Genomic DNA, 22,388 nt, shown 5'->3' on the forward strand with positions numbered 1-22,388 from the left:
TCTCCCGTTTGACAAGCTGAATTCGGTCGCGTAAATTCGCCGCACGCGTCGGGAGAGCGCGCTGGCTTCGGTTGTTCGCATCGAGAACGACTTAAAACGAAGCAAGCGCCGCCGAAGGGGCACACCCACAAACTCTCAGGCAAAAGGACCGGCCGCGTCGAAGTTCCGTATATGAACTGCGCCTTGAATTGGGCGCCAAAAACGGAAAGTCGAACTCTGGAGAGCGGCATCGGCTAACAAAGAAGTACCAGCCAGATGCCCACCGAAGGGGCGCGCGTTGAACGTCGGATCATTGGCGAACAGCGTGCAATCTCTCAGGTACCGAGGACAGAGGGGTCATGTACCGGATCGCTACGCGGTTTGGGCTTTGCATGTTGCATTGGCGTTATTCAATGCAGCAGCGAAGGCCGAAATCCCGAGCGGGTTCAACGCATGGCCTTTTTTTGTTTTCGCGCACGCCCGAGGCCCGCTCCATGTCTGATCTTCAACACACGCCTTTGCACGCCGCTCACCTTGCGCTCAACGCACGCATGGTCGATTTCGGCGGCTGGGACATGCCCGTCAATTACGGTTCGCAGATCGACGAACACCACGCGGTGCGCACCGACGCCGGCATGTTCGACGTGTCGCACATGCGCGTCGTCGATTTCACCGGCGACAAAGCCCGCGAGTTCTTCAAGTACGCAATCGCCAACAACGTCGACAAACTGACCGTTCCCGGCAAGGCGCTGTATTCGTGCCTGCTGAACCCGGAAGGCGGCGTGATCGATGACCTGATCGTCTATTACTTCGCCGATGACAACTATCGCGTCGTCGTGAACGCCGGCACGGCTGAGAAAGACATCGCATGGTTTGGCCATCTGAATGCCGAAGGCGGTTTTGGACTGACCATCACGCCGCGCCGCGATTTCGCGATCGTCGCCGTGCAAGGACCGAACGCACGCGAAAAAGTCTGGCAAGTTCTGCCGGAAACGCGCGACGCCACCGCAGAACTCAAACCCTTCAACGCCGTGCAATTCCCGGTCAGCTCGTTCGGCGACATCATGCTCGCGCGCACCGGCTACACCGGCGAGGACGGTTTCGAAATCGTGGTTCCGGCTACGCAAGTGGTCGCGTTCTGGAACGCATTGATTGCGCAGGGCGTTAAACCTGCAGGCCTCGGTGCACGCGACACGCTGCGTCTCGAAGCCGGCATGAACCTCTACGGCCAGGACATGGACGACACGGTTTCGCCGCTCGACGCCGGCCTCGCCTGGACCGTCGACTTGAACGATGCAAATCGCGCATTCGTCGGCCGTGCGGCGCTGGAAAAAAATGGATCGAAGGCGCGCTTTGTCGGCTTGATTCTGCAGAAGGAAAACGGCCGCGCCGGCGGCGTGCTTCGTGCCCACCAAAAAGTCGTCACAGCCGATGGCGAAGGCGAGATCACGAGCGGCACTTTCTCGCCGTCGATGCAGGAATCCATCGCGTTCGCCCGGGTGCCGGCGAGCGTGAAACCGGGCGACAAAGTGCATGTCGTCATCCGCGACAAACAACTGCCGGCAAGCGTGGTAAAACTGCCTTTCGTGCGCAACGGCAAGGTTTTGGCGTCGCTTTAAACAGCCCGCAAGCGCCTGCTGAAAACGCGGCGCACGTCCCACTCTCAAGACAACTGGAGCATCCGCATGAGCATCCCGGCCGACCTCAAATACACCGAATCGCACGAATGGGTGCGCACCGAATCCGACGGCACGCTGACCATCGGTATTACGGATCACGCACAGGAAGCACTGGGCGACGTCGTGTTCATCGAATTGCCGCCGGTGGGTAAAACCGTTGCCGCCGGCGACGCCATCGCGGTGATCGAATCGGTGAAAGCAGCATCCGATATCTACGCGCCCGTGGCCGGCGAAATCGTCGGCGCGAATGATGCGCTGACCAGCACGCCGGACCAGATCAACGGCACGCCGTACGAAAGCTGGCTCTTCAAGATCAAGCCCGCCGCCGACGCCAAGACAGATCGGTTGATCGATGCCGGTGCATACGGCACCTCGATCGGCGAGTAAAACTTTTCAACGATCGTGCGGCGTGCTTTTTATAAAAAGCCGCCGCACCAGCAGGAATTCTCATGAAGCTCGAATACCCGGACCGTCTGATGAACCGCTCATCCTTGTCCCTCGCCGCGCTCGAATGCCACGATGCGTTCGCCCAGCGGCACATTGGCCCGGATGCGGCCGACCAGCACGCCATGCTCGAAGCGCTTGGTTTCGCGTCGCGCGCGGCGTTCATCGACGCGGTGATTCCTACGGCCATTCGACGCCACGAAACGCTGCCGCTCGGCGCGTTCACGCAGCCGAAAAGCGAAGCGGAAGCGCTGGCGTCCTTGAGGAAACTCGCGGATCAGAACCTGGTGTTCAGGAACTATATTGGCCAGGGTTATTACGGCACGCACACGCCGGCGGTGATCCTGCGCAACGTGCTTGAAAACCCGGCGTGGTACACGGCTTACACGCCGTATCAGCCGGAGATTTCGCAAGGCCGCCTGGAAGCGTTGCTCAATTTCCAGCAGATGATTGTCGACCTGACGGGGCTCGCGATTTCGAACGCGTCGTTGCTCGATGAAGCGACCGCCGCCGCCGAAGCCATGACACTGCTGCAACGCGTGGGCAAGCCGAAATCGAACCTGTTTTATGTCGCCGACGACGTGCTGCCGCAGACCATCGAAGTCGTGCGCACGCGCGCAAAACCGGCTGGCATTGAAGTGAAAGTCGGTCCTGCCGCCGACGCAGCCACGGCCAACGCATTCGGCGTGCTGTTGCAATACCCGGGCGCGAATGGCGATGTGCATGACTATCGCGCGTTGACTGAAGCGGTGCACGCCGCCGGTGGATTTGTGATCGCGGCCGCCGACTTGCTCGCGCTCACGCTGCTTACGCCGCCGGGTGAATGGGGCGCGGACGTGGCTATCGGTAATACGCAGCGCTTTGGCGTGCCGGTTGGTTTCGGCGGTCCGCACGCGGCGTACATGGCCGTACGCGATGACTTCAAGCGGCAAATGCCGGGCCGTCTGGTCGGCGTGACTGTCGATGCCCAGGGCAAGCACGCGCTGCGTCTCGCGCTGCAAACCCGCGAGCAACATATCCGCCGTGAAAAGGCGACATCGAATGTATGTACGGCGCAGGCGTTGCTCGCGATCATGGCCAGCATGTACGCCGTGTATCACGGGCCGCAGGGCCTGAAAACCATCGCGTTGCGCGTGAATCGCGTGGCGTCGATCTTCGCCGCCGGCGTGCAAAAACTCGGCTACACGCTCGCCAACGAGACCTTCTTCGATACCGTCACCATCGTCAGCGGCACGAATACCACGGCGCTGCATCAGGCGGCGTCGGCGGTGCATGTGAACCTTCGCCATATCGATGCAACGCACGTAGGCGTTTCCGTCGATGAAACCACCACGCGCGACGATCTCCTGAAGCTCTTCGCGTTGTTCGCCGAAGTGGCGGGCAAGACGGAAACGTTCGATATCGACGCGTTAGATGCAGACGCGAAAGTCTCGCTGCCGAAAGCACTCGAACGCACGAGCGAATATCTCACGCATCCGGTGTTCAACCGTCACCACTCCGAGCATGAAATGCTGCGCTACCTGCGCAGTCTGGCGGATAAGGATCTCGCGCTCGACCGCACGATGATCCCGCTCGGTTCGTGCACGATGAAGCTGAACGCAACGTCCGAAATGCTGCCCGTGACGTGGCCCGAATTCGCGCAGATTCATCCGTTCGCGCCGGCTGAGCAAACGGTGGGTTATCGCACGATGATCGACCAGCTCGAGCAAATGCTGGTTGCCTGTACCGGTTACGCGGCTGTCTCGCTGCAACCGAACGCCGGCTCGCAAGGCGAATACGCCGGCTTGCTGATCATCCACGCGTATCACGAGTCGCGTGGCGAAGGGCATCGGAACATTTGTTTGATTCCGTCGTCGGCGCACGGGACGAACCCGGCATCGGCGCAAATGGCAGGCATGCAGGTCGTGGTCGTTGCGTGCGATGAACAAGGCAACGTCGATATCGCCGACTTGAAAGCGAAGGCCGAAAAGCACGCTGCGAATTTGGCAGCCATCATGATTACGTATCCGTCCACACACGGCGTGTTCGAAGCGAACGTGCGCGAAATCTGCGAGATCGTGCACGCGCATGGCGGTCAGGTTTACGTCGATGGCGCGAACATGAACGCGATGGTCGGCCTCACCGCGCCGGGCCAGTTCGGCGGCGATGTCTCGCACCTGAACCTGCACAAGACCTTCTGCATTCCGCATGGCGGCGGCGGACCGGGCGTGGGTCCGGTCGCGGTCGGCGCGCATTTGGCCAAGTTCTTGCCGAACCAGCATTCGACTGGCTACCAACGTGATGCAGCCGGGATTGGGGCGGTATCGTCGGCGCCTTATGGCTCAGCCGCCATCCTGCCGATCTCATGGATGTACATCGCGATGATGGGCGCGCAAGGCCTCACGAACGCCACCGAAAGCGCGATCCTCGCAGCAAACTATGTGGCGAAGCGACTCGCGCCGCATTATCCCGTGCTGTACAGCGGCGCAGGCGGTCTTGTCGCGCACGAATGCATTCTCGATCTGCGGCCGTTGAAAGAAACCAGCGGCATTTCGGTCGATGACGTGGCAAAGCGCCTGATCGATTACGGTTTCCATGCACCGACCATGAGCTTCCCGGTGCCGGGCACGCTGATGGTCGAGCCGACGGAATCGGAATCAAAAGAAGAACTGGATCGGTTTATCGATGCAATGATCGCCATTCGCGATGAAATTCGCGCGGTGGAGGAAGGCAAATCGGATCGCGAAGATAATCCGCTGAAGCACGCGCCGCATACCGCAGCGGTTGTTGTCGCCGATAACTGGAGCCACACCTACTCGCGTGAAACCGCGGCGTATCCGCTGACTTCGTTGATCGCGCGCAAGTACTGGCCGCCGGTTGGCCGCGCCGACAACGCCTACGGCGACCGCAATCTGTTCTGTTCGTGCATTCCGTTGTCCGAATACGGCGAATAAATGGACGCTAAATAGGCACGCGTTTCAACTGTCCGGCTTTCCTGATAGCCGGACAGTTTTGCCGGAGTCACGCAACACCAGATACCATCTCACCCGAACCAAGCCAATCAGGGAGTTTTGCATGGCGCGACAGGTGCGAGTGGTGAGTAAAACGTGGCGTATTCCGGCGATGATCGCGGCCCTTGCAGCAACGGCGTTGACCACACAGAGCGCCTTCGCCGCAATGAATTTTTGCGCTGCGCCCGCGATGCAGAACAGTGAGCGCACGAATGCCGATCCGGGTGTGAAAGCACTGGTCAAGATGGTGCAGTCGCGGCTGAACGACCAGCCAAAAGCGCGGGCGACGCTTCATACAGAAGGCACGTTGCCGCATCAGGGCATTCGCGACGAAAGCGAAGAAGCGGAGAAGGATCTCGACTTGATGCGCGATGCCGCGCTTGCGTGGCGCGCGACCGGCAACGAAGCGTATTTACGTCTTGTCGACCGGTTTTTATTCGCGTGGGTCACGACGTATCAGCCGAGTTTTAATCCTATCGATGAAACGAATTTCGAGTCGCTGATCCTCGCCTACGACCTGACCGCGAGCGCATTGCCGGTAAAAACGCGGAATGCGTCGAACGCGTTCATCGCGAAGATGGTGACGGGATATGTAGCGGATATCGATAAACAAAAGCGTCCATTGACCGGCACGTATCGAAACAACTGGCAGAGTCACCGGATCAAGTTGATCGCGATGGGCGCGTTCACTATCGATGACCGCAAGTTGATTAACGCGGCGCAGCGTCTGTATGTGGAGCATATTGGGGACAACATTGCGCCGGACGGTTCGACCGTCGATTTCGCCGAACGCGACGCGCTGCATTACGTCACTTACGACCTGCAGCCGCTGGTCACAGCCGCGCTCGCCGCGCGTCGTCATAACCGCAACTGGCTGAGCGAGCGCGCGCAGTCGGGTGCGACCCTCGCCGCCGCGCTGAACTGGCTCACGCCCTATGCACTCGGCACGCGCACCCACGAGGAATTTGTTCGTTCGAGCGTGCCCTTCGATGCCACCCGCCGCGAGGCCGGCTTGCCCGGTTATTCGGGTACGTGGGATCCGAAACACGCGGCCGAATTGTTTCATCTATCGGCGCGGCTCGACGGGCGTTACACGCCCATTTCGCTGCGCCTGGCGCCTACGCCGCCGGCCTGGCTTGCGGTTTGTTTGCCGTTGCCGGCACGCTGATTTTTTAGCACGACCTTTGCAGGAGCAGTCATGGCAGTCAGCGTTTTCGATCTTTTCAAAATCGGCATCGGTCCGTCGAGTTCGCATACGGTCGGGCCGATGCGAGCCGCCCTGATGTTCGTGCAAGGGCTCGAACGCGATGGGCTGCTGGACGCCACGGCGACCGTGAAATGCGAGTTGTATGGCTCGCTCGGCGCAACCGGCAAGGGTCACGGTACGGATCGCGGCGTGATGCTCGGCTTGATGGGCGATGCGCCGGATACGGTCGATGCCGGCACGATCAGCACGCGTCTTGAGACCGTCCGCGCGACGAAAAAGCTCATGTTGCTGGGTCGTCATGAGATTCCGTTTGTGTTGAAGGAACACATTGTTTTTCTGCGGCAGGCGCTGGCTGAGCATCCGAACGGCATGAAACTCCACGCCTTCGACGCCAACGGCGTGTCATTGCGCTACTCGACCTATCTCTCGGTGGGCGGCGGGTTTGTGGTGACGGCGGGGGCATCGAATGTGAAGGTGCTGACCGCTATTGAACAGTTGCCGTACGCGTTCCAGTCCGGCGATGAATTGCTTGCGTTGTGCCGTGAAACGGGGAAATCCGTGGCGCAATTGATGTGGGACAACGAGCGTGTGTGGCGTAGCGAAGACGAGATTCGTTCGGGATTGCTGCGCATTTGGGACGTGATGCAATCGTGCGTGAAGCGCGGTTGCGGAATCGATAACCCCGACGCCGATGGTTGCCTGCCCGGTCCTTTCCAGGTGAAGCGGCGCGCGCCGGTGTTGTATCGGGCGCTGGTTGATAAGCCAGAGCAGGCGCTGCGCGATCCGCTTTCCATGATCGACTGGATCAATCTTTACGCCATTGCGGTGAATGAGGAAAACGCGGTGGGCGGGCGCGTGGTGACGGCGCCGACCAATGGCGCGGCCGGGATTATTCCGGCGGTGCTGCATTACTACGATAGGTTCATGCCTGGGTCGAATGCGCAGGGCGTGATTGATTTCTTGCTGACGGCGGCGGCTATCGGGATTCTGTACAAGATGAACGCTTCCATTTCAGGCGCCGAGGTTGGGTGTCAGGGCGAAGTAGGGGTTGCGTGTTCGATGGCGGCGGCCGGGTTGGCGGCGGTCATGGGCGGAACGGCGACGCAGGTTGAGAATGCCGCCGAGATTGGGATGGAACATAACCTCGGGTTGACCTGCGATCCGGTTGGCGGGATGGTGCAAATTCCGTGCATCGAACGTAATGCAATGGGGTCGATGAAGGCGGTGAACGCTGCACGCATGGCAATGCGCGGGGATGGCAGTCATTATGTATCGCTCGATTCCGTTATCAAGACCATGATGCAAACCGGGGCTGATATGAAAACGAAATATAAGGAGACGTCGCGGGGTGGGCTGGCGGTGAATATCGTCGAGTGTTAGTTTGTTCGCACCGGTGGACGGGGTTTTGGGCCGAGCGGGGTTTTGGGGCGGTGGTTGGGGTCTATGCCGGGGTGGTGCTTTTGGCCTTAGCGGTCTGCGAGAGTCGGATTTTCTCTTTATCACTGTTAGCCACTGTGCGTGGCGGCACGTCATTTCTTTGTCCAAAGCGACAAAGAAACGAAGCAAAGAAAACGCTTTCAACCACGCTACCCTAAGTGTCCACAGCGTGCAGTTTTCATTCATGGGTGCCCCAAAAGCACGGTGCTCGCCAGAGCCACGGATGTGTGAAACCCTCCTTCTCCGAACACCGATACCCACACGCTTCGCCACCAGTGATTGAACCTGCCCAAGGAACACCCCGCGCTATCCGCGGAGAACCGATCATCAATATCTGCGCGCTCCGTCTATACCCCTCGAAAAATCAATAGCCAGAACATAACCAGCAAAACCCCTCCCTAGCGCCGGCGCCCCGCTCAAGCGTAAGCTATGAAATCCAATGCCCATCGCCGTCCGCGCGAAACCTTCCGGGAGATTTCATCGCATGACATCTGCTGTCTCGTCCCCCAACACCCTTCCGACCACCGGCGCGCGCCTGGTCGTCGATGCACTCCTGACCCACGGCGTTGAACGCGTCTTCTGCGTTCCCGGTGAAAGCTTCCTCGCCATCCTCGATTCCCTCCACGACGAAACCAGCCGCATCCAGACCATCGTCTGCCGCCACGAAGCCGCAGCGGCAAACATGGCGGAAGCGATCGGCAAACTGACCGGGCGCCCCGGCGTGGCACTAGTCACCCGCGGCCCAGGCGCCACGCATGCCTCCATCGGCGTCCACACGGCATTCCAGGATTCCACGCCCATGATCCTGCTGATCGGCCAATGCGCACGCGAACACATGGACCGCGAGGCCTTCCAGGAAATCGACTACCGCCGCATGTTCGGGCAAATGGCGAAGTGGGTCGCCCAAATCGACGATCCACGCCGTATCCCCGAATATCTGAGCCATGCATTCCACATCGCAACCTCCGGCCGGCCAGGCCCCGTCGTGCTGGCGTTGCCGGAAGACGTGCTGAGCGACGCGTGCGAGGCCGTGCCCGGTGCGCCGCGTTATCAACGTGTGGCAGCCTCGCCGGCGCCCGCGCAGATCGCGCGTTTGAACGAGATGCTCGTGGCATCGAAGAAACCCTTTGTCATTGCCGGCGGCAGCGGCTGGACGCCCGAAGCCACGGCGGATTTTGCGCGTTTCGTGGAGGCGTGGCAATTGCCCGTCGGCTGCGCCTTCCGCTTCCAGGACACGCTGAACAATAACCATCCGAACTATGCCGGCGATGTCGGCCTCGGGATCAATCCCGCCCTCGCCGCACGCATCCGCGATGCCGATTTGCTCCTGGTCCTCGGTCCCCGAATGGGCGAGTCGACAACCGGCGGTTACACGCTGCTCGATATCCCCAAGACGAAACAAACGCTGATCCACGTGCACCAAGGCGCGGAAGAACTCGGGCGCGTGTATTCGGCGGATCTGCCGATCGTTTCAGGCATGCCGGAGATGGTGTCAGCGCTCGTGGCACTCAAACCGCCCGCGGTCATCCCGTGGAGCGGCGCTATTGAAGCAGCGCATGACGCGTATCTCGCGTGGCGCAAGCCCCGGCCCATGCTCGGCGATGTCCAGCTCGGCGAGATCATGGAACAACTCAGCGAACACCTTCCCGCCGACGCCATCGTGACGAACGGTGCCGGAAATTATGCGACGTGGCTGCATCGGCACTATGCGTATCGGCATTTCCGCTCGCAGGTCGCGCCGACAAGCGGCGCGATGGGTTATGGCGTGCCCGCGGCTATCGCGGCGAAGTCGCTGTATCCGGACCGGGTAGTGGTCGCATTTGCGGGCGACGGATGTTTCATGATGTCGAGCCAGGAGTTGGCCACGGCCATGCAGTACAAGCTCGCGGTGATATTCGTGGTAGTCAACAACCAGCAATACGGCACGATCCGCATGCATCAGGAACGCCACTATCCGAACCGCGTGCATGGCACGGCGCTCACGAACCCCGACTTCGTGGCCTACGCGCGCGCATTCGGAGCGCATGGAGAACTGGTGGAATCGACGGCGCAATTCATGCCCGCATTCGAGCGCGCGATGAAAACAGGCTTGCCGTCAGTGATAGAAATAAGGATTCCGAAAGATGTGAGTACCCCGGCAGCAACCTTGGATCAGGTAAGGCAACAAGGGGAGAAATTGCGGCAGAAGTGAACGGCCACCACGCACAGTGACGGCCACGGACACTCACAAAAGAGCCAGATCAAGGCTCACGCGAAAGCGAACAAAATCCAGGAGACGCAAGACCATGGCATCGCAAGCATTTCTGCAGGCAAGAGACTTTCTGCTGCGTCATCGCGACGACTACGCCACCGCGTACAAAGACTTCGCGTGGCCCGAACTGACGGAGTTCAACTGGGCACTCGACTGGTTCGATGAATACGCACGCAGCAATCTCGATCCCGCGCTGTGGGTGGTCGAGGAGAACGGAGACGAGACGAAGCTCTCGTTTGCGGAGTTATCGGCGAGATCGAATCAGTTGGCCAACTGGTTGAGGCAGCAAGGCGTCGAGCGAGGCGACCGGATCTTGCTGATGCTGCCAAATCAGCCGGCGCTTTGGGAAACCATGCTCGCCGCGATGAAACTCGGCGCCGTCACCATTCCAGCGACCATGTTGCTGACGCCAGCGGACATTGCCGACCGCATGACGCGCGGCGAAGTGAAGCATGTGATCGTGGCATCGAGTGAAACCGCGAAGTTCGATTCCATCGATAAAACCAAAACCCGCATAGCGGTCGCCATTCCGCAGAGCGCTACGTTGCCCGAAGGCTGGCTGAACTTCGCCGATGCCTTCAACGAAAGCCCCTCGTTCGAGCCTGAAGGCAGGACGCTCGCGACCGATCCGCTGCTGCTGTATTTCACGAGCGGTACCACGAGCCGCCCGAAGCTCGTACTGCACAGCCATCAGAGCTATCCGGTTGGGCACTTGTCGACCATGTACTGGATCGGCCTGAAACCCGGCGATGTCCATCTCAACATCAGTTCGCCCGGCTGGGCAAAACATGCGTGGAGTTGTGTCTTCGCCCCGTGGAATGCGGGCGCGACCGCGTTCATCCACAACACGTCGCGCTTCAGCGCGAAGGCCACGCTGGAGGCGCTCGTCAAGCACCAGATCACCACGCTGTGCGCGCCACCGACCGTCTGGCGCATGATGATCCAGGAGGATTTATCGGCGTATAAGGTGCACTTGCGCGAGGTTGTCGGCGCGGGTGAGCCGTTGAATCCCGAGATTATCGAGCGCGTGAAAAAAGCCTGGAACCTCACGTTACGCGATGGTTTCGGCCAGACCGAAACAACGGCGCTGATAGCGAATTCGCCGAGTCAACCGATGAAGCCGGGATCGATGGGCAGGCCATTGCCCGGTTATCGCATCACGCTGCTCGATCACGACGACAACCCCGCCAAGGAAGGCGAACTCGCGTTGATCCTCGACCCCAAGCCGCTGGGTTTGATGGACGGTTACGTGGATGATCCATCGAAGTCGCAGCAAGCGATGCGCGGCGGTCATTATCGTACGGGCGATGTCGCGTCCATCGACGACGACGGTTACTTCACCTACGTAGGCCGCGCCGACGATGTATTCAAGGCATCGGATTACCGTATCAGTCCGTTCGAGCTGGAGAGCGTGCTGATCGAACATCCGGCGGTGGGCGAAGCGGCGGTGGTTCCGAGTCCGGATCCGCTGCGTTTATCGGTACCGAAAGCGTTCGTCGCGTTGCGCAACGGATATGAACCGACGAGGGAAACCGCCGGTGAAATCCTGAAGTTCGCCGCGCAGAAACTGGCGGCGTACAAGCGCATTCGACGTATCGAGTTCTATGAATTGCCGAAGACCATCTCGGGCAAGATTCGTCGCGTAGAACTAAGGAAAACCGAAGAAGCGCGAGGCAGCGATGCACGCCGGGAGAATGAATACTGGGAAGAGGATTTCGGCGCGTAGCCGAGAAAAAGCAACGAAAAAGCCCCGCAGCGCGAAGCGCGTACGGGGCTTTTCATAACTTCGCATCTTCACAACATCAAACTAAACCTTACTTGCCACCCACGCTTTGCAGCGTCGTCCACTTGCCGTCGACGACCTTGTACAACGTGATCCCGCCGTTCTTCAAATCGCCCTTCGAGTCATACGCGAGCGCCTTCGACGTCACGCCCGGCATGTCGGTTTTAGCGAGCACCGGCAGGTACTTTGCCGGGTCCGTCGAGTTGGCGGTCTTCATCGCCGTGAACATGGCCATTGCGCCGTCATACGCGTATGGCGAGTACGTTTGTACGTCTTCGTTAAACCGCGCCTTGTACTTCGTAACGTAAGCCGCGCCACCCGGCATTTCATCGAGAGGCAAACCAGCCAGCGATGCCACCGTGCCGTCAGCCGCATTGCCTGCGATCTTCAGGAACGTATCGGTCTTGACCATTTCGCCCGCCATCAACGGCGCGCGCAGGCCCAGCGTCTTCATCTGCTTGACCATCGGGCCAGCTTGAGAATCGGCGCCGCCGTAGTACACGAGGTCCGGATTCAACGACTTGATCTTCGTCAGAATGGCCTTGAAGTCGACAGCCTTGTCGTTCGCGTATTCGCGATCCACGATCGTCGCGCCCGATGCCTTCGCAGCCTTCTCGAACTGGTCGGCGAGACCCTGACCATAAGCCGTGCGGTCATCGACGATCGCAATCTTCTTCATCTTCAGCGTCTTCACCGCGAACTCGCCGGCTACCGATCCTTGCTGCGTATCGGAAGTCATCATGCGGAACGCGGTCTTGTAACCTTGCGTCGTGTATTCCGGCGCGGTCGCCATTGCGATTTCGGGAATGCCGGCGTTCGCGTAAATGCGCGAAGCGGGGATCGTCGTGCCCGAGTTGAAGTGACCGAGCATGCCCTTGACGTTGTCGTCAACGAGCTTCTGCGCCACGGTCGTGCCGGTGCGCGGGTCAGCCTGGTCATCAGCGGAATCGAGCACGATGCGAATCGGCTTGCCGCCGATCACAGGCTTGGTCGCATTGAAATCTTCAACCGCGAGCACCACGCCGTTCTGGAAATCCTTGCCGTAGTGCGCTTGCGCGCCGGTCATCGGGCCGGCGAATCCTACCTTCACGTCCTCAGCCGTTTGCGCCTGAGCCGTTGCCGCGAGCGACAGTCCAGCAACACACATCGCTGCTGCCAGCTTCTTCATCGTGTAATCCATAACTCTCCTGATTCTCTGGTAGATGGCAGCGTGTGCCGGGATCGCCGTGCCTGCTGCCGTTTGTTTGAGCCAACCCGCCGTGCTGAATACAGCTCAGCCGATCGTCATCAAATTCGCATTGCCGCCCGCGGCCGCCGTGTTCACGCTCACCGAGCGTTCCGTCAGCAACCGTTCGAGCGCATATTCCTGCTCGCCGTCGTGCGCGTCGTCGGCGAATGCTCCCGCCGGCACACCCTGCACCGAGACGATCGGTCCCGGGCGTTTCGCGACGTCCTTCACCAAGGCCATCAATTCGTCGCTGTCGCCTTCGAACAAAACCGCATCGAAGGCCGCGTCCTGGCTCTTGCTCGTCGATGCATACGCCTTGATCGACGCCGGCAACGCCGCTACGAGTTGTTCACCCGCCGCACCGGAAAACAGCGCTTTGTTGCCCGTGGCGAGCACGGCGGCGAGTTGCGCGCGCGCGCCGCTTGCCGTCGATGCCACGCACAACACCGTGCCGCGTGCGCCGAGCGTGTACGTGTTGCGCTCACCGGTCGGGCCTGCCAGCACGGCGGTCGCACCGGCCATCACGTGTTGCAGATGGCCTTCGCAACGTGCCGCCGTTTGCGGATCGCGCTCGGCGATCGCCCAGTCGCGCAACGCGGTCAGCGCAGCCGGCGTTTCGTTCGCAGCCGTCTGATCCACGATCAACGCCCTTTCCAGCGATTTCGGCAAGCCCGTCGGACGCTTGGCGAGGAGCCGCTGCAAATAAAGCGCGCCGCCCGCTTTCGGTCCCGTACCCGACAAACCTTCGCCGCCGAACGGCTGCACACCGACAACCGCGCCAATCACGTTCCGGTTCACGTAGATGTTGCCCACGTGCGCCCGGCTGACGACGTGCGCGATGGTTTCATCGATACGCGTATGGATGCCCAGCGTCAGCCCGTAACCCGTCGCCTTGATTTGGTCGAGCAGTTTATCAAGATGCGCCCGGCGATACCGCACTACGTGAAGTACCGGGCCGAAGACCTCGCGCTTCAATTCGTCGATGGAATCAAGTTCGATCAGCGTCGGCGGGACGAACGTGCCTTGCGCGCAGCCATCGGGCATGGGCAACTGCACGACGTTGCGGCCTTTCTCGCGCATCGAGGCAATGTGGGCGTCGATGCTCTGCTTCGCTTCGGCATCGATCACCGGGCCGACATCGGTGGAAAGGCGGTCGGGATTGCCCATCGCGAGTTGCCGCATGGCGCCGGTGAGCATTTCGAGCGTGCGATCCGCGATGTCGTCCTGCAGGCACAACACGCGTAGCGCCGAACAGCGTTGACCGGCCGAATCGAAGGACGATTGCAGCACGTCCGCGACCACTTGCTCGGCCAGCGCCGACGAATCGACGATCATCGGGTTCTGTCCGCCCGTCTCCGCGATCAGCGGAATCGGCCGGCCGTCCGGGTCGAGCCGGTCGGACAAGGTCTTGTTGATCAGGCGCGCGACTTCCGTCGAACCGGTGAACATCACGGCGCGGGTGCGCGGGTCAGCGACCAGCGCCGCACCCACGGTTTCACCGTTGCCCGGCAGCAGTTGCACCGCGCCCGGCGGCACGCCGGCTTCGCGCAGAATCCGCACTGCCTGCGCTGCGATCAGCGGCGTCTGTTCGGCCGGTTTCGCGAGCACGGGATTACCGGCGGCGAGTGCTGCGGCCACTTGTCCCATGAAGATCGCGAGCGGGAAGTTCCACGGGCTGATGCAAACCACAGGGCCGAGCGGACGGTGGGTATCGTTGGAAAACTCGCTGCGAATCTGCGCCGAGTAATAACGCAGGAAGTCGATAGCCTCACGAATCTCCGATACCGCATTCGCCAGCGATTTACCCGCTTCGCGCACGACGAGACCCATCAGCGTATGCATCTGCGCTTCGAGCAGATCGGCCGCGCGGGCGAGGCAATCGGCGCGCTCATCGACAGGCGTCGATTGCCAGATCGGCGCTGCGGCAACGGCGTTACTCAGAGCGAGAGCAACCTGCTCGGATGTAGCCTCAACTACGGTGCCAACCAGGTCGCGCAAGTCGGCGGGGTTACGAACGTCCCGTGCGACGCCTTCCACTACGTCAGCGGCTTCGAGCATCGGCGCCGCGCGCCACGGATGATTCGCGCTTGCCAGCAACGCCGATGACAACGACGCCAGCCGATGCTCATTCGACAAATCGAAGCCCATCGAATTGAGGCGCTCGTTGCCGTACAACTGACGCGGCAGCGCGATTTTTGCGTGCGGCAGACCGAGCGGCGTGAGCTTGGACGCTTCATCGATAGGATCCTGCACGAGCTCGCTGACCGGAATCGCTTTGTCAGCGATACGGTTCACAAACGACGTATTCGCGCCGTTCTCAAGCAACCGGCGCACGAGATACGCGAGCAGCGTTTCGTGCGTCCCAACGGGCGCATAGACGCGACACGGCCGGTTGAGCTTGTCGCGTCCGGTGACTTCTTCGTACAGCGGCTCGCCCATGCCGTGCAGGCACTGGAACTCGTACTGACCGGGGTAATAGTTCCCGCCGGCGAGGTGATAAATAGCCGACAGCGTGAACGCGTTGTGCGTGGCGAATTGCGGATACACGGCATCGGGCGCGCTGAGCAGTTTTTTCGCGCAGGCCACGTACGAGATGTCCGTATAGATCTTGCGCGTATAGACCGGATAGCCTTCGAGGCCATCGACTTGCGCGCGCTTGATTTCCGAATCCCAGTAAGCGCCTTTGACCAGCCGAACCATGATCCGATGACGGCTGCGACGCGCCAGATCGATCAAATAATCGATAACAAACGGGCAGCGCTTTTGATAAGCCTGCACCACGAAACCGATGCCGTTCCAGCCGGCCAGTTCCGGATCGAAGCACAGCGCTTCGAGCAGATCGAGCGAAATTTCAAGCCGGTCGGCTTCTTCCGCATCGATGTTCAGGCCAATGTCGTAACGCCGCGCGAGCAGCGCCAGCGCTTTCACGCGCGGCAGCAACTCGGTCATCGTGCGTTCCTGTTGCGAGCGCGAGTAACGCGGATGCAGCGCGGACAGCTTGATGGAAATCCCCGGGCCTTCGTAAATGCCCCGCGATCCAGCCGCTTTACCGATCGCGTGAATCGCCTGCTCGTACGACGCGTAATAGCGAACCGCGTCTTCTTCGGTCGTCGCGGCTTCGCCGAGCATGTCGTAGGAATAGCGGAAACCGCGCGCCTCGAACTTACGGCTGTTAGCCAGCGCTTCCGAAATCGTCTCGCCCGTGACGAATTGCTCGCCCATCAGGCGCATGGCCATATCGACGCCCTTGCGGATCAGCGGTTCACCGCCGCGCCCGATCAAACGCGTCAACGCCGACGACAACCCCGCTTCGCTATTCGTCGTCACCAGCTTGCCGGTGATCATCAGGCCCCACGTCGCCGCGTTCACGAACAGCGACGGCGCCTGGCCCATGTGCGAGCGCCAGTCGCCCTTGCTGACCTTGTCGCGGATCAGCGCGTCGCGCGTGGCGCGATCGGGAATGCGCAGCAAGGCTTCCGCGAGACACATCAGCGCGACGCCTTCCTGGCTGGACAGCGAAAACTCATGGATCAGCCCTTCGACGCCACCGCCCGTCTGTTTCTTGCGCAGCGCTTCGACAAGCTTTGTCGCCATGGCATTCGTTTCGGCGGCGACGTTGGCCGACAACCGCGCCTGTCCGATCAGAAACGGCACGCACTCCGGTTCCGGCCGCCGGTACGCGGCCGTGATCGCGGCGCGCAGCACCGATTGCGGTTGCACGTTCTGAGCGAAATCGAGAAAGGGATGCGGCGCGCCGTCCTCTTCCGAGTCGGCGTGCGCAGACGGTTCCAGCGTATCGGCCGAACCGATTGCACCGGACAGTTCAGGTGGCAACTGTCCATGTTCGATGCGTTCGAGATACGCGAAGATGGCTTGCTTGATGAGCCAGTGCGGCGTGCGTTCGAGCCGCGTGGCAGCGTCTCTAAGACGGGTACGCAGCAGATCGTCGACTTTAACGCCCAGGGTGGTGCTCGCCATATATCCTTCCTTGCCGGAATCGGACCGGCGATAGCTTGAAAAGTGGCGGAATCGTAACCCGTGCAAAAAAAAGGTGCAACCTGGATTTCGAGGCGGTTGCACCTTTGAATTTTGTGGCGTTTAATTCGAGATTCTGATTTTTCGATAATCGCCATCTTCGTAATTCAAAACGTTTAAAATTATTGACCCTTCCATACGCAAACCGCCTGTAAATGTTATTTATTTTTAAAGAAAATAGATCACTCTATTGAATAGTTTTCATATTGGAAACAATGCGCTCGTATGTTTGAATTCCTCATTTAATTTTTTGGGCAAACGACTGGAAATCGACGAACATATATAGTAAAAAAGCTAGGTTTATTTTTGATCTTGATCCGAATTCTCACGATGCGGCGCCATTCAAGCGCAGTCCCTCATTGCTCCAATATGGGCGAAATAATGGAACCAAACGAAACAGAATTAGTGTCTTCTTCATCGACAAAAAGGTGTTCAATTCAAGTGATCTACTTGCGATTATTAACATTAATCGTTGGTATGACGTTTTTATCTGCTGTCTGCGAATCAGCGGAAAATCAATCCGCTCTCGCCGCCGCTGGAGGAAACCAGATCGCGTCGACAAGAAGCGACAACGCGACGTGCGCGTACAAAGTTCAAGTGTTTGTTGCGCATCAGGATGATGATCTTTTCTTTATGGAAACCGATTTGCAAAAACATCTGGATCGCGGCGCCTGCATACAAGTGGTCTATGCTACAGATGGAAAACCACGCTCCGACACTTGGGCCTATTCTGCGCGCCGAGATCAAGGCGCATTGGCCGCGTGGTCTTTTATGCAAGGCGTGAACGCACCTGACCCAGCTACTTGGTCCGAAGACCGTCTACCGTCGGTCAATGGCCATTTACCTGTCCGGTACACCAGCCCGGACGGCAAATTCACTCATATTTTGCTGGGCGTTGATGATCCATGGGAGGGCGACGGCTGGGGATCCTACACGCCGATAAGCCATATGGAAGCTGATCCTGCCTATCGGGTTGAAGCCTATCCTTATCGTGTGGCCGATCCTGTGACGACGCAACAGAACCTGGAACATTATGTGCGCGCAGAGTTTGTCAAGACACTTTCGGAACTTATAGCCCGATTCCAACCCGACATCGTGTACACGCAGGATTATTCGATAACCACCCCTTATCTCGATGTCTGCTGGCTATGCGGAGAAAATAACGATCACCCCAGTCACATCGCTAGCGCCAAACTGGCAATGGAAGCTTTGGCGAACTCAGGCGTAAACGCTTTAGCGCAGTCGTATGTTGATTATCCGTTGTCTGGCAGACCGCTGAGTCTAAGTCTTACGCAATCCACTGCCAAATCACAGACCGCCGCTTGGTACGGGAAGTACGACTACGTATATTCCTGTACACAGGGACCGTCCGGCCAGCCGGTGTGCGCGTGGGACAGCGGAGCGGAAGGCGTTTGGGTAAAGTCGCAATATCACATCATGCAACCGATCGACGGTGTCAACTCCTTAGTTAGCTCGAACACGACAGCCGATTTCAGAGGGGGCAACGTTGTTGCATATGTTGGAAACTTAGACAACAAACTGCATATATGGAACGCCACGACACGTGTCGATTTACCAGTCGACGGACAGTTGGCGGGCGCCCCCTCGATTGTCACAGGCTCTGACGCGAGGCTGTCCGTTTTTGCGCGAACTGCCCAGAACGATCTTCTTTACCTGCCGTCAAAGGCGGCAGGCGGGTGGTGGCCCCCGTTAACTTGGGACGAACAAGTGATCGTTTCCGCACCACAAGCCAAGGTCAACAATGACGGGCGACTGGCCGTCGTTGCTCGAGCCGTCAGTGGCGGTGTGCTATATCGGGCGGAGACTTCCGTTGGTGGTGGCTGGGACGGATGGCGGGAGACCGGATTGTCCGGCGTAGGAAATCCCTCGATGACGGCAGACTCATCTCAATCGCTAGCGATTGCCGTCAGGACGGCAACTGGGACGATCAAGATTCGCTCGCAGATCCAGCCCGGCTACGTTACGTTTCAAGATGTCGCATTTCCCCCCAATGCGTCGACGATCGATCCGATCCTGTTGAACGCTTCCGACGGCAGCGTGCTCGTCATTGCTAAGGAAGCTAATTCACATGGTGACAGCGATATAGTGGCTTACCAGCAGTTGTCGGGGTCACATTTATCGCTCAATACAACGTGGTCAAGAACGGTGGTTGCGAGCGATCAGGATTGGGTCAACATCACTGCAACAGTCGCCTTCGACGGCCTAATTGTGGCAGGGAATTGTGGTAATAATTACGGTCACTTGTGTGTTCCAAGTAGTTCGGGCGTCAAAGATCTAGGACAGATCAATGGCTCCGCGCAGTTTCTGCAAAACAACAACGGAAATCCGACGCTGATGGTCCGTGGACCGGCCGGGGGCGCGTCAGTATTACAGACCACGAGACAAGCGGGCGGTTGGTCGACTTTCAGTCCGCTATAGACGCAATTCCCTCGCCGCCGGCGTGACCGGCTTCCTTCAGTCGCGTGCTGCTAACTCGTGACCTGCCCCAAAAAGGTGCAACCAAGATTTCGAGACTGGTTGCACCTTTGTCAAATCGGTAGAAATTCCTTTCGGAACAAGGGATTACGGGTAATTGAGGATGGCCGTGTGGGCTGGACGTGCTCTAGGATTTCGCGTTTGATAATTTTTCTTGAGCCACCCCTAAGTAATCGCTGCCTGGTGCCGATAAGAACTGGTACGGCCATATCAGCGATGAAACTTTGCGGCCGTCTTACATGCAGCCGCGCGGTTTCGGGGGAGAAGAGGATATGAGCACCTGGACGATTTTTTTCAGCATTTGGGCGATGTGCGCGCTGTGCGTGGTGTTGTTCATCCGCGGCGCGCATCCGCACGTCGAGCGTCCTGAGAGCGACCGCGACAGCGGGAATGACATGACGGTCGGCGGCCTGACGGTTGCGCGCGTGCAAGGCGCGGACCGCGGCAATAGCTGAAGAACGAGCAGAGGCGCCAGGCAACGCGAGGCTAAGACCCGCTCACCGACGCGAGCGAAACTAGATATCGAGTGGATCGACCTCGACATTCCATCGGATCACGCCTTTTACCTTGAGACTGCGTAACGCCGGCTGCCAGGCCCGCAGCGCATTCTGCAACACGGCCCGCGACGCGCATTCCAACAACAATTGCGCGCGGTGCACGTTAAACACCTTCACGATGGTCAGCGGCACCGCGTCGTACACGGTCACGCGTTCGGCGCCGGCCAGCGCCGCGAACTCCGCCGCCGCCGCTCCCAGAAAGTCCAGCGCGGCCTCCAGCGTGCGTCCTTCGGCGCGAAGCATCGCCTGATAGACGAACGGCGGCAAATGGGCATCACGGCGCTCGGCTAGCGTGGAATTGGCAAACCCAACGTAGTCGTGCCGCGCCAGCGCGTGATAAAGCGCGTGCCGCGCGTAACGCGTCTGGATCATCACTTCACCCGGCAAGCCAGCGCGCCCCGCCCGGCCGCTCACCTGCATCAACTGGGCGAAAAGCCGCTCGCTGGCCCGGAAATCGTGAGAAAAAAGCGCGGTATCGGCGTTGAGCACACCAACCAGCGTCACGCGCTGAAAGTCGTGCCCCTTCGCGATCATCTGCGTGCCGACGAGAATATCGACCTCGCCGGCGTGGACATCGGAGAAAAGGGCTTGTGCGCTGCCCTTGCGCCGCGTGCTGTCGGCATCGATGCGTAGAACCCTCGCTCCCGGCACAGCCGTCGCGAGCGTTTCTTCGACGCGCTGCGTGCCGCGGCCCATCGGCGCGATATCCACATTGCCGCAGTCCGGGCAGGACTTGGGAATCCGCGATTCCCAGCCGCAATGGTGGCAACGCAACGCGCGCTCGGGCTTGTGAAGCACGACGTAGGCGCTGCATCGCGGGCAGCCGGCGACCCAGCCGCAGGCGTCGCACGAAAGGATGGGCGCGTAACCGCGCCGGTTGAGGAACACGAGGCTTTGCTCGCCGCGTTCCAGGCGCGTTTTCATCGCGGCGATCAGCGGCCCCGACAAGCCCTCCACCGACGCGCGTCCGCGCTGCCGTTCCTCTTCCAGGTCAATCAGCCGGACGCTTGGCAGGACCGCCGTCGCCACGGCTCGGCGCGTGAGCGTGAGCTTGGTGTATCGGCCCTGCTCGGCCTGCCACCAGCTTTCGAGCGATGGCGTCGCCGACCCCAGCACCACCGGAATTTCCAACTTATTCGCCCGATAAACCGCGAGATCCCGCGCCGAATAGCGCAAGCCTTCCTGCTGCTTGTAGGCGGGATCGTGTTCTTCATCGACGACAATCAGCGCCAGCTTCGGTAACGACGCCAGCACCGCCAGCCGCGTCCCGAGCACGAGCCGCGCGCGGCCCGTGTGCGCCGCGAGCCAGTTGCGCGCGCGCTCGCCTTCGGCCAGCCCGCTATGCATCGTCACGATGGCGCCCTCCGGCAGCGCAGCGAAACGCGTGCGGAAAGCGGCTTCGAATTGCGGCGTGAGATTGATTTCCGGGACGAGCACGAGCGCTTGCGCGTCAGGGCGCGAACCGAGTAAATGGGCCAGTGCGTGGAGATAAACCTCGGTTTTGCCGCTGCCGGTTACGCCGTGGAGCAAGAACGCGGCGAAACCTTTCGCACCGGTTATTGCATCGACGGCATCGGACTGCTCTGCGGTCAATTGCGGCAAAAGCGCGTCGGCGGCGTGCAGCGCGGCCTTTTCAACCGCGGGCGCCAGCCCAATGTCCTGCTCCGGCACATCACCGGTTTCCAGCGATACCCATCCGCGCATCTGCCATTCATCAAGCGTGGCGCGCGCTTTCGGATGCAGCGCGCGGGCCTCGGCAGCGGGTAACGTGGGATTGGCAGCGAGGGCATCGGCGAGACGGCGCAGTGCGGTGGCGCGCGCCGGCAACGCATCGGGCAAACTCGCGCGCCCTTCCGGCATCAGCCGATACCGCTCCTCCGGCGCCAGCAATTTCGCCCAGCGCGAGGCGTCGCGCAGAACCTGCGGCAGCGCAGGCAACGCCACTTCGCCCAGACCGCGCTGGTAATACTCGGCCGCGAACAGCGTCAGCGCACGCCATTCGTCGGCAAGCGGCGCGAGCGTGCTGCAAATAGCGGCCACATCACGCAGCTTGTCCGTCGGCACGTCGGTGTGATCCGTGACCTCGCAAATCAGGCCGACTGCATCGCGGCGTCCGAACGGAATCCGTACCAGCATGCCGGGCAGCGGCATGGGGGCCAGATCGTATCGATAGTCGAAAAGCGTCGGTAGAGGATGGTCCAGCGCGACGCGGACAAAGACGCTCAATTGCCCCACCGGCCGCAAGCCACGCCTGAGCAACCGTTCCACCTGAACATTTGACTGTGCGGGGCGTAGTTAAAGT

12 protein-coding genes and 2 riboswitches are annotated in these 22,388 nt (G+C 60.1%); of the genes, 9 read left to right on the forward strand and 3 right to left on the reverse strand.

Features of this window, described 5'->3' with window-relative positions:
* Positions 1–39: 39 nt before the first annotated feature.
* A riboswitch (glycine riboswitch) is annotated at positions 40–161 on the forward strand.
* A gap of 45 nt (positions 162–206) precedes the next feature.
* Positions 207–341, forward strand: a riboswitch (glycine riboswitch).
* Positions 342–473: 132 nt separating this feature from the next.
* The 7 genes from gcvT (at position 474) to ACSQ8V_RS18070 (ending at position 11,713) form a co-directional block, all read left to right on the forward strand.
* Positions 474–1,598 (forward strand): glycine cleavage system aminomethyltransferase GcvT, encoded by a 1,125-nt coding sequence (gene gcvT, locus ACSQ8V_RS18040; protein ID WP_436206516.1) that lies wholly within the window; start codon positions 474–476, stop codon positions 1,596–1,598.
* A 66-nt stretch (positions 1,599–1,664) separates the two neighbouring features.
* Positions 1,665–2,045, forward strand: coding sequence for a glycine cleavage system protein GcvH (gene gcvH / locus ACSQ8V_RS18045; protein ID WP_436206517.1), 381 nt, complete (start codon positions 1,665–1,667; stop codon positions 2,043–2,045).
* A 62-nt stretch (positions 2,046–2,107) separates the two neighbouring features.
* Entirely contained in the window at positions 2,108–5,035 is a 2,928-nt protein-coding gene (gene gcvP / locus ACSQ8V_RS18050) for an aminomethyl-transferring glycine dehydrogenase (protein WP_436206518.1), read from the forward strand.
* Positions 5,036–5,156: 121 nt separating this feature from the next.
* Positions 5,157–6,260, forward strand: coding sequence for an alginate lyase family protein (locus ACSQ8V_RS18055; protein ID WP_436206519.1), 1,104 nt, complete (start codon positions 5,157–5,159; stop codon positions 6,258–6,260).
* A gap of 30 nt (positions 6,261–6,290) precedes the next feature.
* A complete protein-coding gene (locus ACSQ8V_RS18060; protein WP_436206520.1) occupies positions 6,291–7,679 on the forward strand; it encodes an L-serine ammonia-lyase in 1,389 nt (462 codons plus the stop codon).
* Positions 7,680–8,220: 541 nt separating this feature from the next.
* Positions 8,221–9,927, forward strand: coding sequence for a thiamine pyrophosphate-binding protein (locus tag ACSQ8V_RS18065; protein WP_436206521.1), 1,707 nt, complete (start codon positions 8,221–8,223; stop codon positions 9,925–9,927).
* A 94-nt stretch (positions 9,928–10,021) separates the two neighbouring features.
* Positions 10,022–11,713: an AMP-binding protein gene (locus ACSQ8V_RS18070; RefSeq protein ID WP_436206522.1), complete on the forward strand. Its 1,692-nt coding sequence runs from the start codon at positions 10,022–10,024 to the stop codon at positions 11,711–11,713.
* An 88-nt stretch (positions 11,714–11,801) separates the two neighbouring features.
* Here ACSQ8V_RS18070 and ACSQ8V_RS18075 read toward each other — a convergent pair whose 3' ends face one another.
* On the reverse strand, positions 11,802–12,950 hold the full coding sequence (locus ACSQ8V_RS18075; RefSeq protein ID WP_213765008.1) for a branched-chain amino acid ABC transporter substrate-binding protein: 1,149 nt from the start codon (positions 12,948–12,950) through the stop codon (positions 11,802–11,804).
* A 93-nt stretch (positions 12,951–13,043) separates the two neighbouring features.
* Positions 13,044–16,976 carry a trifunctional transcriptional regulator/proline dehydrogenase/L-glutamate gamma-semialdehyde dehydrogenase gene (gene putA, locus ACSQ8V_RS18080; RefSeq protein WP_436206523.1) on the reverse strand — a complete coding sequence of 1,311 codons (3,933 nt, stop codon included), beginning with the start codon at positions 16,974–16,976 and terminating at the stop codon, positions 13,044–13,046.
* A 438-nt stretch (positions 16,977–17,414) separates the two neighbouring features.
* On the opposite strand from putA, the gene ACSQ8V_RS18085 reads away from it, so the two are divergent.
* Positions 17,415–19,472 carry a PIG-L family deacetylase gene (locus ACSQ8V_RS18085; RefSeq protein WP_436206524.1) on the forward strand — a complete coding sequence of 686 codons (2,058 nt, stop codon included), beginning with the start codon at positions 17,415–17,417 and terminating at the stop codon, positions 19,470–19,472.
* Between the two features lie 329 nt (positions 19,473–19,801).
* Positions 19,802–19,984, forward strand: coding sequence for a hypothetical protein (locus ACSQ8V_RS18090; protein WP_213765142.1), 183 nt, complete (start codon positions 19,802–19,804; stop codon positions 19,982–19,984).
* 60 nt (positions 19,985–20,044) lie between these two features.
* Here the strand turns inward: ACSQ8V_RS18090 and ACSQ8V_RS18095 are convergent, their stop codons facing one another.
* Positions 20,045–22,312, reverse strand: a complete 2,268-nt coding sequence (locus ACSQ8V_RS18095; protein ID WP_436206525.1) for a primosomal protein N' — start codon at positions 22,310–22,312, stop codon at positions 20,045–20,047.
* Between the last annotated feature and the right edge of the window lie 76 nt (positions 22,313–22,388).

It is taken from the genome of Caballeronia sp. LjRoot31, assembly GCF_964253885.1.
Taxonomy (GTDB): domain Bacteria; phylum Pseudomonadota; class Gammaproteobacteria; order Burkholderiales; family Burkholderiaceae; genus Caballeronia.